The 14,580-nt window shown below is 64.0% G+C and carries 12 protein-coding genes; 3 read left to right on the forward strand and 9 right to left on the reverse strand.

Annotation, left to right across the window (positions count from 1 at the left end; all coding sequences use genetic code 11):
- Nucleotides 1–10: 10 nt before the first annotated feature.
- Both sucC and pcrA read right to left on the reverse strand, forming a co-directional pair.
- Nucleotides 11–1,180, reverse strand: a complete 1,170-nt coding sequence (gene sucC, locus AC4CS3_RS13080) for an ADP-forming succinate--CoA ligase subunit beta (protein ID WP_437772615.1) — start codon at nt 1,178–1,180, stop codon at nt 11–13.
- Between the two features lie 284 nt (nt 1,181–1,464).
- Nucleotides 1,465–4,026, reverse strand: a complete 2,562-nt coding sequence (pcrA, locus tag AC4CS3_RS13085) for a DNA helicase PcrA (protein ID WP_490783849.1) — start codon at nt 4,024–4,026, stop codon at nt 1,465–1,467.
- Between the two features lie 173 nt (nt 4,027–4,199).
- On the opposite strand from pcrA, the gene AC4CS3_RS13090 reads away from it, so the two are divergent.
- Genes AC4CS3_RS13090 through AC4CS3_RS13100 form a run of 3 tightly spaced genes read left to right on the forward strand, consistent with a single transcriptional unit; the run spans nt 4,200 to nt 7,182 of the window.
- On the forward strand, nt 4,200–5,381 hold the full coding sequence (locus AC4CS3_RS13090) for a sensor histidine kinase (RefSeq protein WP_490783850.1): 1,182 nt from the start codon (nt 4,200–4,202) through the stop codon (nt 5,379–5,381).
- 11 nt (nt 5,382–5,392) lie between these two features.
- Entirely contained in the window at nt 5,393–6,538 is a 1,146-nt protein-coding gene (locus tag AC4CS3_RS13095) for a hypothetical protein (RefSeq protein WP_490783851.1), read from the forward strand.
- On the forward strand, nt 6,526–7,182 hold the full coding sequence (locus AC4CS3_RS13100) for a hypothetical protein (protein WP_490783852.1): 657 nt from the start codon (nt 6,526–6,528) through the stop codon (nt 7,180–7,182). The genes AC4CS3_RS13095 and AC4CS3_RS13100 overlap by 13 nt, the downstream gene beginning before the upstream one ends.
- On the opposite strand, the gene wsfD is transcribed toward AC4CS3_RS13100, so the two are convergent.
- The 7 genes from wsfD to wecB all read right to left on the reverse strand — a co-directional run bounded on the left by wsfD (nt 7,179) and on the right by wecB (nt 14,494).
- On the reverse strand, nt 7,179–8,831 hold the full coding sequence (gene wsfD / locus AC4CS3_RS13105; RefSeq protein WP_490783853.1) for a glycan biosynthesis hexose transferase WsfD: 1,653 nt from the start codon (nt 8,829–8,831) through the stop codon (nt 7,179–7,181). The two genes, AC4CS3_RS13100 and wsfD, sit on opposite strands and share 4 nt — an antisense overlap.
- A 52-nt stretch (nt 8,832–8,883) precedes the next feature.
- Nucleotides 8,884–9,684, reverse strand: coding sequence for a septum formation family protein (locus AC4CS3_RS13110; RefSeq protein ID WP_490783854.1), 801 nt, complete (start codon nt 9,682–9,684; stop codon nt 8,884–8,886).
- A complete protein-coding gene (gene xrtS, locus AC4CS3_RS13115) occupies nt 9,674–10,234 on the reverse strand; it encodes an exosortase S (RefSeq protein WP_490783855.1) in 561 nt (186 codons plus the stop codon). The genes AC4CS3_RS13110 and xrtS overlap by 11 nt, the downstream gene beginning before the upstream one ends.
- Before the next feature lie 5 nt (nt 10,235–10,239).
- Complete coding sequence (locus AC4CS3_RS13120) at nt 10,240–11,601, reverse strand: XrtP-associated glycosyltransferase (protein ID WP_490783856.1); 1,362 nt, start codon at nt 11,599–11,601, stop codon at nt 10,240–10,242.
- 96 nt (nt 11,602–11,697) lie between these two features.
- Entirely contained in the window at nt 11,698–11,883 is a 186-nt protein-coding gene (locus AC4CS3_RS13125; RefSeq protein WP_441413773.1) for a hypothetical protein, read from the reverse strand.
- Between the two features lie 46 nt (nt 11,884–11,929).
- Entirely contained in the window at nt 11,930–13,216 is a 1,287-nt protein-coding gene (locus tag AC4CS3_RS13130) for a PVV-CTERM domain-containing choice-of-anchor G protein (protein WP_490783857.1), read from the reverse strand.
- Nucleotides 13,217–13,345: 129 nt separating this feature from the next.
- On the reverse strand, nt 13,346–14,494 hold the full coding sequence (gene wecB, locus AC4CS3_RS13135; RefSeq protein WP_490783858.1) for a non-hydrolyzing UDP-N-acetylglucosamine 2-epimerase: 1,149 nt from the start codon (nt 14,492–14,494) through the stop codon (nt 13,346–13,348).
- Nucleotides 14,495–14,580: the final 86 nt, after the last annotated feature.

A 14,580-nucleotide genomic window follows, 5' to 3' on the forward strand; every position in this document is an offset into this window, starting at 1 on the left:
TTGCGTCCCTTTACTTAGCTGCGTTGGCGAGTTCGGCGGCCTTGTCGGCGCCCTCGTCCATGGTGGCTGCCAGGGTAACCAGCGGGTGGTTGGCCTCGGCCAGGATGCGGCGGCCCTCTTCGACGTTGTTGCCGTCGAGACGGACAACCAACGGCTTGTTGGCGTGGACACCAAGCTCGGCCAGTGCACCGACGATGCCCTTTGCCACAGCGTCACACGCAGTGATGCCGCCGAAGACGTTCACGAAAACGCTCTTGACCTGCTCGTCGCCGAGGATGACGTCCAGGCCGGCGGCCATGACCTCAGCGGAGGCTCCACCGCCGATGTCCAGGAAGTTGGCCGGCTTGACGTTGCCGTGGTTTTCGCCTGCGTAAGCAACGACGTCAAGGGTGGACATCACAAGACCGGCGCCGTTGCCGATGATGCCAACCGAGCCGTCAAGCTTCACGTAGTTGAGGTCCTGCGCCTTGGCCTTGGCCTCGAGCGGGTCGGCTGCGTCCTTGTCCTCAAGGTGAGCGTGCTTGGGGTGGCGGAAGCCTGCGTTCTCGTCCAGCGAGACCTTGCCGTCAAGGGCAACGATGTCGCCAGCGCCGGTCTTGACCAACGGGTTGACCTCAACAAGGGTTGCGTCTTCCTTCTTGAAGACGTCCCAGAGCTTCAGGATGACGGAAGCAACCTTGCCGCGCAGTTCCTCGGAGAAACCAGCAGCCGCAACGATTTCGTCGGCCTTGGCCTGGTCGATTCCGACGGCGGGATCGATGGCGACCTTGGCGAGTGCCTCCGGGCGCTCAACGGCAAGCTGCTCGATTTCCATGCCGCCTTCAACCGAGCACATGGCCAGGTAGTTGCGGTTGGCCCGGTCCAGCAGGACGGAGAAGTAGTATTCCTCAGCAATGTCGGCGCCCTGGGCGATCATGACCTTGTTGACGGTGTGGCCCTTGATGTCCATGCCAAGGATGTTGGTGGCGTGCTCAAGCGCTTCGTCAGCGGACTTTGCGACCTTGACACCGCCGGCCTTGCCACGGCCACCGACCTTTACCTGCGCCTTGACGACGGTCACGCCGCCGATGTTCTCGGCAGCAGCCTTTGCTTCTTCAGGAGTGTGCGCCACGATGCCGGCGAGCACGGGTACACCGTGCGCTTCGAACATATCGCGCGCCTGATATTCAAACAGGTCCACGGTTTAGTGTCCTTCTACGTCGAAGTAGTTTCTGTACAGCCGGAAACCACGGTGACCGCGAAAACCGGCTGCGGATAGGTGCGCATCGAACGGCCATCTAACAGCCGGTCACATTGCGCAAGTTCCTCTCGAACTTTAGCCCCCCGGGGAGGCCAGCCGGTTCTACAGTACCTGTTAAGTGAGTAAGCACACACTTCTATCGACCGTAGAAAAACCGCTATATGACGCGGTTTTCCGGCGCGTCCAGCCACCATAATGCCAGGACGACAGGACGCCGGAAGCCGCTAGGAATCCAGTTTGGTCAGCGGCGCGTAACGCAGCAGCAGCCGTTTCTCGCCGACGTCGAACTTTACCTTTGCCTCGGTCTTGTCACCGGCTCCTTCGATGCCGATCACGGTGCCGTTGCCGAAGCTCGTGTGGTTCACTTTGTCCCCCACGACGACGGCGACCACTTCCTTTTGCGGCTGGACACGGTTGCGTACGACGGCGGCCGGCACGTCGGCGTTGAAGCCCGCCGTGCCGCTGGCGGCAGCGCCGCGCGACGTTCCGGCACCCCAGAAGGAGCCGCCATAACGCCCGGAGCCGATGGGGGCGTTACCCCAGCCGCTCACTTGGCGGGAGGTGCCTTCGCGCTTCCACTCCACGAGACCGGTGGGGATCTCCTCGAGGAATTGGCTGGCGGGGTTGTATTGGCTCTGGCCCCACATGCTGCGGACCTCCGAACGGGTCACGTAAAGGCGCTTCCGTGCACGGGTGAGGCCCACATAGGCCAGGCGACGCTCCTCCGCCAGTTCCTTCGGATCCGTTGCGGAACGTTGATGCGGGAACAGCCCGTGTTCCATGCCGGTGAGGAAGACCACGGGGAATTCCAGGCCCTTGGCCGTGTGGAGGGTCATGAGGGTGACCACGCCCATCCGCTTGGCCTCGGCCACGGCCGCGGCAGCGTCCTCGGAGGATCCCTCTGGGGCGTCCGGGATCTGGTCGGCGTCGGCTACGAGGGAGACTTGCTCGAGGAATTCGCCCAGCGAGCCTTCTGGGTTGTCGCGCTCGTATTCCCGGACCACCGCCACCAATTCGGCGAGGTTTTCCACACGGGATTCGTCTTGCGGATCGGTGCTCGCGCGGAGCCCGGCCAGGTAACCGGTCTGTTCCAGGACAGCTTCCAAGGCAGCCGCGGCCCCGGAACCCGAGGCCACTTCGGCCAGGTCATCCAGAAGCTTCACGAAGCCCAGGACCGCGTTCACGGAGCGGGTGGCCATGCCGGGAGCCTGGTCCGCCTTGCGTGCCGCGGTCATAAACGACGTGCGTTCGCGTTCGGCGAGCGCCGCCACGGCACCTTCGGCACGATCGCCGATTCCACGCTTGGGTTCGTTGAGGACGCGACGCAAATTGACGTCGTCGTCCGGGTTCACCAGGACGCGAAGGTACGCGAGGGCGTCCTTGATTTCCTTGCGTTCGTAGAATCGGGTACCGCCCACCACTTTGTACGGCAGGCCAACGCGGACGAGGACGTCTTCAATGGAGCGTGACTGGGCGTTGGTGCGGTAGAAAATGGCGACGTCGCCAGGACGCAGGCCCTCCTCGTCCTGGAGCCGGTCGATCTCCTTGGCGATGAACTGGGCTTCGTCGTGCTCGTTCTCCCCCACGTAGCCGATGATCTTTTCGCCGTCGCCTTCGGCCGTCCAGAGTTTCTTGTCCGGGCGGTTGGGGTTGCGCGAAATAACGGAGTTCGCCGCGCTCAGGATGTTCTGGGTGGAGCGGTAGTTCTGCTCCAACTTGATGGTGCGGGCTTCCGGGTAGTCCTTCTCGAATTCGACGATGTTGCGGATGTCCGCACCGCGGAAGGCGTAGATGGATTGGTCGGAGTCGCCGACGACGGTCAGCTCGCTCGCCTGCGGACCCTCGCCGACGATTTCGCGGACCAATGCGTACTGGGCGTGGTTGGTGTCCTGGTATTCGTCCACGAGGACATGGCGGAATCGACGTCGGTAGGACTCCGCGAGCGCAGGGAAGGCCCGGAACATGTACACGGTCTGCGCGATGAGATCGTCGAAGTCCATGGCATTGGCCTGGCGCAAGCGCTGCGTGTAGCCCTTGAAGACCTCGGCCACGGCCTGCTCGAACGGTTCGTTGTAATTGGCGCTCGAGGCGAACGCGTCGTCGTCGATGAGCTCGTTCTTGAGGGCCGAGATCTTGTGCTGAATGGCCTTGGGGGCGAACTTCTTGGGGTCAAGGTCCAAGTTCTTCGCTACGAGGGTGATGAGCCGCAGGGAGTCCGCGGAGTCGTAGATGGAGAAGTTGGAGTTCAGTCCCACGTTGGCGGCTTCGCGGCGCAGGATGCGCACACAGGAGGAGTGGAACGTGGAGATCCACATCGACTTGGCGCGGGCACCCACCAGAGCTTCGATGCGCTCCCGCATTTCCGCGGCCGCCTTGTTGGTGAAGGTAATGGCCAGGATCTCGCCGTGGTGCGCCCGCCTGGTGGCTATCAGGTACGCAATGCGGTTCGACAGCACGCGGGTCTTGCCTGACCCTGCACCGGCGACGATCAGCAAAGGGCTGCCGGCATGTTTGACGGCTTCCTCCTGCTGGGGGTTCAACCCTTCGAGCAATGCCTCCGCAGACGGCAAGCCCGCGTGGCCCCCGTCTTGCCCACCGCCGGGCGCGCCACCCCAAGACACGCCGCCACCGGACGCAGAGTCGCCAGGCGCAGAGCCGCCCGGCCCACTACCACTCTGCGCAGGGCCGCTTCCGGCGCGTGAAAGCATGGCCGGAGCGGCCTTGGTGGCAGCTCGGCTTCCAGCTTTGAAGGGGCCATCCGCGTACGGGTCAAACAACATATCCATGGTGTTTACCAGTCTAGGCGGTGGCTCTGACACCGGAGGACCCGCATGATCTTCCTCGATGTCCGTCAAATACCGGCTCAGTCGGGAAATACCGAGGCTCCGAAGTGCTCTCCCAATTATGCTTCTTAGGAGCTACAAGTTCGCTGGCTCTGGGACACATCCAAAGGAACGGCATGCGGGGAAAACGAGGGATTCGGACTACGCGCCGCCCCGGTGTGGTGTCGAAATACGGAACCCTTCTGGGGTTGGGCATCACCATTGCCTCCAGCCTGTTCCTGGCTGCGGCCAAGCGGCTCCAGCCGTGGGAATTCGTGGGCGCGTACCTTGTCCTTGCCGCGGTCCTCGTCTGCTTCGCACTGATGCTCCACTCGGATGCGTGGCCACAGCGCCTTGCGGTTCTGCTCGGGCTGATCCTGCTCGCGGAACTGTTGGGCTCCGAACAACGCGATGAGTTCAATCCCGTTTTCCTCCCTTACGCCCTGGTCCTTTCAGCGAGTTCCGTCCTCGTCCTCTCGATGCGCAAAACCTGGCGCTCGATGCTGTTCACCTTCTTGGCGTTCCTTTTCGTCCTGGGGTACACGGTTATCTCGGCCGCGGCGGTGGGCGTCCGTCCGGCGAGCGCTTTCATACTCGCGGCGACCTGGATCATCACCTTGGCGATGCGGATTGGCGGACCACGGGCGTTGGCCCTGTATTGGGGAGATTTCGCCGTGCGCCAGGAATCCGTGGCAGCCCACATCGTGGCACAGAACCGGCGTAGCTCCGTGGCCTGGAACACGAGGCATTTGCACGACACCGCCTTGCGCACCCTCACCGTGATCGGCCGCCAAGGCGCCGGTCTCTCCTCGAAGCAACTGGGAGAAATGCTCGACGCCGGCACCTCCTCGGGAGCGGTGGCCCGGCCGGGACCACCGCTGCCAGGAGGGACCGACGTCGACTTTGGCGCTTCGACGCCCCCCGAGACCCCGGAACCCGGCGAGCTTGCCGTTCGACTGCGGCGAATCGCCGAGAAACGGGCACGGGACGGCTTCAGCGTCGAGATCCACGGGACGACCGGAGCACTGGCCGCTCCTGTCCAAGCTGCCTTGCTGGCGGCAGTGGATGAATGCATCTTGAACGCCGACAGGCACGCCGGCGCAGGACATGTGGATGTCCTGCTATCCCGGACCTCGGACCACGTGTCAGTGGTCGTCAGCGATTCCGGTTGTGGATTTGACCATACAACGCTCCCCACCGACAGGCTGGGCGTCAAGGAATCCATCCTCGCCCGGATGCGCGACGCCGGGGGACGTGCGCGGGTCTTTTCCGCGCCTGGACGAGGAACCACGATCCTCCTCGAAGCCGTGGCCGCATGACCATGCCGGCTATGTCGCGGACCAGCGTGGAGGGACCCCTCTTCGTGTCCCGTGGAATTCTGGCGACAGCCTGCTTCGTGCTGTGGATCCTCAATTTCTATCTCACTTTTGAAGCCGGCAACAAGACGGGCGCTGCCCCCTGGCACGCCCTGGCTACAGGCCTCGACTTGTTGGGGCTCGCCGTCGCCATCCGGGCATCCGACGCCGCTACTCCACGGGGCCGGCTGGCCAATCTGCGGGTCACGTGGCTCGTCCTGGCCATTGCTTCCGCTTGCTGTGCCGCATTGGCTACCGTGCAGGAAACGGGGCTCGCCCTGATCGGAGCGAATGCACTGCTCTCCGCAGTCGCAGTCCTCCTGGTGTCCCACCTCTGGAACCTTCGTGGATTCGTCACCCTCACGCTCGCGACCGCGGCAGTCAACACCGCCCTCCACGCCGTCACTCCCGGAGCCGACCCGCGGACGACGTCGAACATCCTGTTCCTTTCGCTCCTTCCCGGTGTGGTCGGAACTTTGAGCGTGCTATTCCGCAGGGACGCCCTCCAGCGGAAGGGCGCGAGCGGACTGAGCGGGCGGCTCGACGCCCTGACACAGGCAATCAACGCCAAAACGTCCGTACGGGAGCTCGAACTGGCGGTCACCAAGACCCAGATCGATGAATTGTTTGCCAACGTAGCGCATGCCCCCTCGCTGCCTCTGGACCCAGCGACGGCCCGCGAAGCGAGGGAGCTTGCGGGTCATTTGCGGCAGTTGTTACTGCAGGAATGGTCCGACAATTGGCTTGCTGAGGCCTTGGAACTCGAGGGCCTTGGCCACAATGTCATTGTTGCCCAGCCCACTGACGTGGTGGAAGGGCTGCCGGAGAGCTCACGCCCGGCCATCCTGGCTGCCACCATGCTGATGGCAAGGGGCGCCACGCTGCGGGGCGCACACCGGGGCGACGCCACTCCGCGGCGAGGGGCTGCCCACCGGATCCATTTCTTTGCCGAGAAGTCCGGCCAGGACGGTGCACGCCTGACATGGCGCATTGGCGGAGTCCGCAAGAACCATCTCTCACCTCTGTTGTGGACCGAGCTTGATTCGCTGGGCCTAGGCAAAGCGCACAATGACCGGGAAGGCTGCAGCATCGTGGTTGAGACAGCCGGGTGGCGACGTTGACCCGCGTTCTGCTCATCGACAACCACCAGCTTTTGGTCGACTCCTTGTCACAGTGGCTTCTCGTGTACGCTCCGGAAATCCGCGTCCTGGCCGGGGCCTCTTCCTGGCCTCTGGAAGGCCTCACGCCCCAAGGTCACGGGGCCGCCAAGGCCGATGTCGCCGTCGTCGGTGAACTTCACGGAAGCGAAGCCCCGAATCTTGCCGGTATCGTCTCCTCGCTGAGGGCGTCGGGGATGCAGGTGGTCCTGCTGGCGGACCAGCAGCCTGTGATGGCCATCAACTCAGCCCTCGACGCCGGCGCGCTGGCCATTGTGCCCAAGTCCGCCGCCCCGGGCCACACCGCGGCCGCGATCCGCGCGGCGGCATCCGGCCGGCCATACCTTCATCCGGATATCAAGGGCATGCTTGAGTCAACAGCCAGCACGAGAGTCGAGTTGTCCGTCAGGGAACGGCGGCTTGTGGAGCTGTACCTTGGGCCCACGCCCCGAAGCATCAGGCAGGTGGCGGACCTTCTGGCGATCAGCGAGCAGACGGTCAAATCCCATTTGCACCGGGTCCGGCAACGCTACGCAGCCGCAGGCTTCACCGTGGGAAACATCATCAGCCTTCAGGATCAGCTTCGAAAAGACGGCTGGCTGAGCTAGACGGCGGCCGGCTGCGATCCTGGCTGCGTCGATTTCGACGCAAGAATGCTCACCAAGGCCACCAAGAGCGGAACGCACAATGCCGACATGAACCCGGCCGCAATCATCTGGCGGTGGATCTCCGCCTGCCCGTCCAAAATGAGAACAACCCAGAACTGCGCCCAGCAGCCGAGGACCATCACCACGGCAAGGCGTCCTATTGCGGACTTCCGTCGAGCGGCAACGGCGAAGCCCAAGAGCAAGGTCAGCAGGTGGAGTCCCACCAACGCAACCGGTGCTGCTTTCATTGCCGTGTACAGGCCCAGGACAACGGGCAACCTTCGTTCTTTGACGGCGGGACCTTCGCCCGAATCCGCCATGTACGATCCCGCATCACTGAGTTCGGGCGTGAGCAGGGCGCTGATTCCCCGCTCCCCGAGGCCGATCAGCCGTTCCGGGTGGGTCGCAAAGAACTCGGCGATCTTGCCTCGATCGATCTGTTCCCCGAACTGAGGGTAATGCGGGTTGTACACCGCTGAATTGACGGAGTCCATCGTGCTGCCCGCGGACGGCACGAAACTCCGGTCCAGTCCCAGCCACTTCAAATCCGCGACGGGATCCGGGCTGTTGGGCAGGATCGACGCGAAGACAGTGTTGTAGAGATTCACCTCGATAGCACGCTTGGGTTCGACCGAGAGGAACGCTACGGCAACCCCCGCAATGGCAACCACAGCTGCCGTGGGCATCACGAACGCCTGCCACCGACGACGCGTGGAACTCGCCCGCCGTCGGGCGCGCGCGGCAGGCAACCACAGGAGCGCCAGGGCAACCGCCGGCACCCACGAGACCATCTGCGGCATGGCCGAGACCGTGAACGCGGCCGCGAGGACCACCATCAGCACCCATGCCCAGCGTGACCTTCCCCCGTTCCAGTAGCGCAGCAGCGCCACCGCCAAGGCAAGCGTGCCCAGGAACGCAGCGGGTTCACTGTAGGGCGACACGAAGAAACCCGCGAAAACCCCGTCCGCCGTGACCAGCGTGACGAGCGCAGCGATCAGCACACGGAAGGGTTTCCGGCCCGGCAACGCAGCCACGAGTCCGGCGATGAGGGCGCCGAAGGCAACACAGCAGACGATCCCGACCGCACGAGTATCCAGGCCAGGTCCCCACCCAAGAACCGGCGTGAGCCATTTCCCGAGCCACAAGAGCAGCAATTGCGAGGAATAGACGGGCTCTCCGGATCCAGTGAAGCCGCAAGCCTCACCGTAGTACTGATGCGGCACCCAGCTCGGTTGGATGAAATCCGTGAAGTCGGCATAGCCCCAGGGTCTGAGGTTCCGGACGCCCAGAGAGCAAAGCAGTTGTTGACCGGTCCCGTCGTCTGCCATGCCAACGGTCCGGGGCAGGAACAAGCGGAGGATCATGACGAGCGAGGCAAGCGTGCCGGACAACCCGGCAACAGCGCGCAAACGGAGCGACCCCGGCGCGCCTTGCCCCACCTCACGCAGCCCCACCTCACGCAGCCCCACCTCACCCGGCCCGAACGTCCTGGCCAGGTAACCGGCCGCGGAGCGCAGCGGGCCCGCGGCCCCGTTCTTCCGGCGGAGGGGTTCCGGGTCGAACCTCGTGGACGGCTCGGACTTCTCGGCATCCGGCCTTGCGTCAACCATGCTTCCGCCCTCCCGCCGGCGCGAGCGTGCCGGTGATGGTGCCTGGACTGGACTACAAATTGGACTGCAGGGGCGCGACCGCGCACCGCACCGTGTACGCGCCGTTCACCGTCCGGATGATCGGACGCAGCGCGATTCCGGCCGGGAGCGCGTCAGCGCCGAGGAACTGCAAGGCATAAGGCAGGCACCGCGCGTTTCGCGCGGCAGGGGTGGCCACACTGCTGTCCAGATTGACCCAGGCACTGACGTCCTCTGCGGTGTGGGGTTCGGTACACGGAATGTCGACGCCGTCGTCGCTCAATTGGCCTTCGGCGATTTCCTGTCGATAGCAGAGCCGCAGGGCGGCCGACTCGGGGCCGGCCAGCACGCCCTTGAAATCCGCGGTGGTGGTCCGGGGAGTGCCGTCGTTGGCGGCCAGGAGCACGTCGCAGCGCACAGCCCGGGCGCCGCGTTCCCAGTCGTCACGGCTCGGGGCGTACGCGGCGATGGCCAGGCCTGTTGTGCCATCACGTTCACGGGCGCCGAGATACGTCCGGAGTGAGGCAACGTCGCACAAGCGCTGGGTGAGTACCTTGAGTTCCTGTTGTCCCGGCCTTGTTTCCTGACCTGACAAGGGAGCCGGAACCTGGGTGACCTTGTAGGTCTGGGCGGTGTGCGCCTCCATACAGGAGACCGGTGGGCTTGGTTCGCTGACGGCGTCGAATTGTTCCGGCGAGACAATCAGGTGGCACTCGCCCACTGCCGGGTTGCCGGTGGGCGCCCCGGGAAGTGTCTGGTTGCATCCACTCAGGAGCCCTGCAATCAGGAATGCTGCAGCCCCCGACGTCGCCCGTTTCGCCAAGCTACGCGGCACGCCGCCCCCGGCTGGTCTTGCCTGCGCGGACCAGGACAATGATGGCCGCGACAAAGCCGGCGATCACCACGAAAGAACCGAGGAAATGATGCATGATACTGAACCCCTGCTCTCCCCAGGCCTGCTGTGCGCCCGCGATCATGAAGAACCTCAACCCGTTGCTGACAACGACAATCAGCAATGCCAATGCGGCGGCGCGGGCCAATCGTGGCACCGCGATACGGCCCATGAGGAACAAACCACCGGTCAAGGCCAGGACGGGGGCGATCAGTACCGCGCTTGAGCACAATCCGGTCACCATCAGGCCGAAGGGTTGCCCACCGCCGATGTTGTGGAAGACGATGTCGCGGACGCTGTAGGACGAGCCTCCCAGGACCCGTTCGAACACCCAGGCCATGCTCAAGGCCTCGAGACTGCGGATGCTCTCCTGCTGCAGCATGGCCAGGGCTGCCGCCGCCAGGCATACCAGGCCGGGGAGAATACCGCCCTGGCTCGAGCGGAGCGTTGCGACCCGTTGGCCTTGTGGGCCTCTGGAGTATTGGACACTCATGGACACTAGGCTTCCTTCGCTAACAGCTGGGCGTCGTCCTCATTGTTGCGCCGGGTTTTCGCCCAGCCCTGGCGTCCCGTGACCAAGCGGTAAGTTGCCCTCAACACGGAAACGTAGTTCTGGTACATGTAGAGCCAGTAGCCAACTCCCCACAGGACGCCCGCCCACCAGCTCTTGTCCGGGACTGCCTGCTTGCGATAGACGGGACCCCACAAAGCGAAAGGCGCGATGCCCGTGACAATGATGAGCGGGATGATGAACCAGGACGCCGCCAGCCACGCCTGGAAGCCACCCATCGTGAGGGAGCCCTGGGCCACCATCGTGATGAACAGCGTGGGCCACAAGGCCAGGCCCAGGATCTGGATGAACGGCTGGACCAGGAAATAGCTGCATTCGATGGCCCCGATGTTGCTGAAGTACGGAGACTCGAAAATTCTCCCTAGGTAGCTGCTGCACTGCATTCCGCCGTGGCACCAGCGGGTTCTCTGGGTCAGCAGTCGGCGAAGCCCCGGAAGTGCCTCCTGCGACACATGGGCGTCATGCATGTAGACGGTCTTGTAGCCGCTCAGCATCACGTGGATCGCGAGCTCGTAATCCTCCAGGAGGGCTCCATGCCAAGGCTCCCCGGAGGTCCTGGCGATCGCGTCGAGGGCGGAAAGCCGGGTGAACTGCCCGTTGCCGCCCAAACCAACGGTCAAGGTGTGGCGTCGGAGCGACTGCATGGCGGCGATGGTGGTGCGGAACTCCATGTCCTGCATAAGGATGAGGTACCGGGCGAAGCCCTGCTTCACGCGTCCGAATCCTACGGCCGTCTTCAGTGCAGGGTCATCCACGTTGGACATCCACACAGCAGTCTGGGCGGCTCCCACCTCGGGATCCCCGAAGGCAAGCGGTCCGGCGGCCTGGCGGAACGCATTTTCGGACATGAGCCCATCGGCGTCGAGCACCATGACGATCACCGTTTCGCGGTCGGCCCCGGAAGGCAGCCAATCATCCAGGGCCCGGTACGCCGCGTTCAGGGCGTCGCCCTTGCCCGAACGGGCGTCCGGGAGAAAGCGGCGCACTAGGTGAACCAAGGGGTCGGCCACCGATACGCTCTGCACAATGTGGGCCGTGGCGTCTTCACTTGCATCGTCCACAACCCAAACGTGGGCCTCGGGGAATTGTCTCCGCAGCTTCGCCAGGGTATTTCCAATCACCGTCTCCTCGTCGCGGCACGGGATGAACACGTGCCAAGTGAAGCCTCCCGGTGTTCCCTCCGGATCGGGAGTCCTGCGCAGGAACGGAACCAGGATCACACTGATGTAGGCCAGGAACACCACCAACAGAACGAATGCCAAGGCTTGCGCGGACTCGAGTACTGACATGTCTCCCCGATAGTGCTTTGAGGCTGTTTACGGCCGTTTCAAGAGAAGGTGAAGCGGGGCGCCCCCTGAGGTGGGGCCGCCCCGCGGATGATGCAGCTAGGAATCCTTGCGGTCGGCAGCCCGCTTCGCGGTCTTGAGCCTGCTGTTGCGCAGGACCACGAACCCGGCGACCAACAACGCAATACCCAGGAGGATGACCCAGCCAAGGGCCGGTGCCCCGGTGACGGCGAGGGTTCCGGTGCCCGCCACCGCTCCCCCCGTCGTCAAACTATTTCCGTACATGCTGCACATTCCTTCCGTGGTTCTTGACAGGTGCGGGCAGACGCAATCAGACGGCCGGAACCGCGGTCCGACGGCGTGCACGCATCAACAACCAGCAAACAAGCGCTAGCAATGCCACTACGCCGCTGATGGCCAAGGTGTCGTTGTTGACCACCGGGATTGCTGCTGCAAGCAGGTTCGGACCCACGGAGGCGTTGGCGAGGTCGACGGTGGCTATACTGCCGCCGGCTATGCCTACCTGGAGCGCACGCTCGGTGAAGGTGCCTCCGTTGCTTTCCTGTACGTTGACCTTCGCCGAGACCAATGCGGTCAAAGCGTTGGACAACGGGGTCACGATGGTAGAGGACACTCCGGAGACGACGCCGTTCAGGGCGGCGGTCAGAACGGCCAGTGCGGGGCCAGCAGTTATCTGCGCAATCGGTCCGAGCGCGTTGACTGCGGCGGTCGCGCTGGCGAGCGTGGAGTTGACCACGCTGGTGATCTTGGCGGCAACAGCCTGCGGCAGGAACGAAACGAGGTCCGTGCCAGGGGGCAGGGCGTTGAGGCTCGGCACACCGGCAACGGCCAGGAGGTCTGCCTCGGTGATGGAGATCGTGCCGCCTGCAAGAGGATTCGCCACAGTGACGCCCAAGGGACCCAGGACAAGGTTGGCAGTGTTGATGGCTGTGCCAACCGTGCCGGCAACTCCGCCAATGACCGTTCCGCCAAGATCAGCAGATACGCCGGCAATCGAGTAGGCACCGGCGGGAGCCGCCCCTTGGTCCTGCTTGGCGGCGGCGGCCAGAGTGGTGATCTTCAGGTCCAGGTTCACGAGATCGGCGCCACCAAGGATGTTGGCCGTACCCGCTTTGATTTCAGCCGCCGGGATACTGGGGCTTCCCGACGTCGGCAGGCCGCCGGGCAGGGTGACGAGGCCCGGTGCTCCCGAGACAGTACCTGAGAACGCCGCGGAGGATCCGTCATTGACGGCCTTTCCATACTGGCTGACCGCGCCCAGCTGGATGATGCCGTTGTTGCCCAGCAGCGGAATGTTTCCCGCACCGACGTTCACTATGCCGAAGGCGGCGGAAAGATCGAGCGGAGTGCTGTTTTCAATGACGGCCGGGCCGGATGGCGGGGTGCCGATCTGCCGGGCAGTTGCCGCGCCGTTGGATGCCACGCCGGCGAAGTTCGGTATCGCAAGGACGCTGCCGTCAATGATTTGTCCGCTGCCCGAAGAAATAGCGTCAGTCGGTCCGGCTGTTGCTGCTGGTGCCGCTACCAGGCCGAAACCCAGCGCTGCGATAGCGCTGACGCCCACCGCGGCGGACCATGTCCTGTGTCTCGTATTCAAGTTTTGCCCCCTCGTGAGAGTTGCAATCACGCCGGGCGCGTTGCAACGGAAACCTTGGAGGACACACGTCCCCCGTGGAGAAAGTAAACAAGGCCCGAGGCGAGCGCTTCCCGAAGGTACCCGAATGGGTTAAGCGACGAAGTCGGGGCGTCGCTGACCCGTCCCCAACATGGAGTCGATGGCCGCCACGGCACGCTCGGCCGCGCCGCCGTCGCCGTAGGGGTTCACTGCGGTGGCCATATCCGAATACAGCGCGTCGTCGCTCATCAAGGCGTTGACGGCGTCCACAATGGTTTGCGCATGCGTCCCGATAAGCCGGGCCGTACCCGCCGTCACGGCCTCGGGGCGTTCGGTGTTGTCACGCATGACCAGAACGGGTTTCCCGAGGGCCGGCGCCTCTTCCTGGACCCCGCCCGAGTCAGTGAGGACCACGTGGCACAGGCTCAGGAGCTTGGTGAATTGCACGTAGTCGAGGGGTTCCGTAATGGTGATGTTCTGGACACCTGCTACTTCGGGCAGGACGGCCTCCCGCACAGCTGGATTCCGATGCATCGGAAGGACGATTTCCACCTCGGGGCACTGGGCCGCGATCCGCGCGAGCGCCTTGCCCACGCCCATCATGGCCTGGCCCAGGTTTTCGCGTCGGTGGAGAGTCACCAACAGGATTTTGCGGCCTGAATCCGTGATGGCCCGGAGTGCGGGTTCCGCAAACTCAACGTCCCTTTTGACAGTCCCCAACAGCGCGTCGATGACCGTATTTCCGGTGACCGCGATGTCCTCCGCCGAAATGCCCTCGGACAGCAGGTTGTCCCTGCCTGTGGAGGTGGGCGCCAGATGCAGTGTGGCGATTTGCCCAAGCAAACGGCGGTTCGCTTCCTCCGGAAAAGGTGAATTCAGGTTGCCGCTGCGCAGTCCGGCCTCAAGGTGGACCACCGGAATTCCCTGGTAGAACGCTGCCAGCCCCGCGGCCATGGCGGTGGTGGTGTCTCCCTGGACCACCACCGCGTCCGGCCTGACGTCGTGAAGGACTTCCGTGACTCCCCGCAAGGTCTTTTCCGTGATCCCGGCAAGGGTTTGGCGGGGCTGAATGATGTTCAGGTCATACTCGGGGTGAACGTCGAAGAGCGCATTGACTTGGTCCAGCATTTCCCGGTGCTGACCGGTTACTGCCACTGGCGCCTTGTAGCGGCCGGTTGCGCGCAAGGCATGGACCAGCGGCGCCATTTTGATGGCCTCCGGACGGGTGCCGTAAACGAGCAGGACGGTGCGTTGATCCAATTATTCCCCCTGGGCTTGAGCTGCCGTCCGGAGATTAGCAACTGCCCAGCGCCCTGTGCGGGGTACTCCCCAATAGGGTCAATCCC

Source organism: Arthrobacter sp. SE2 (assembly GCF_058244265.1).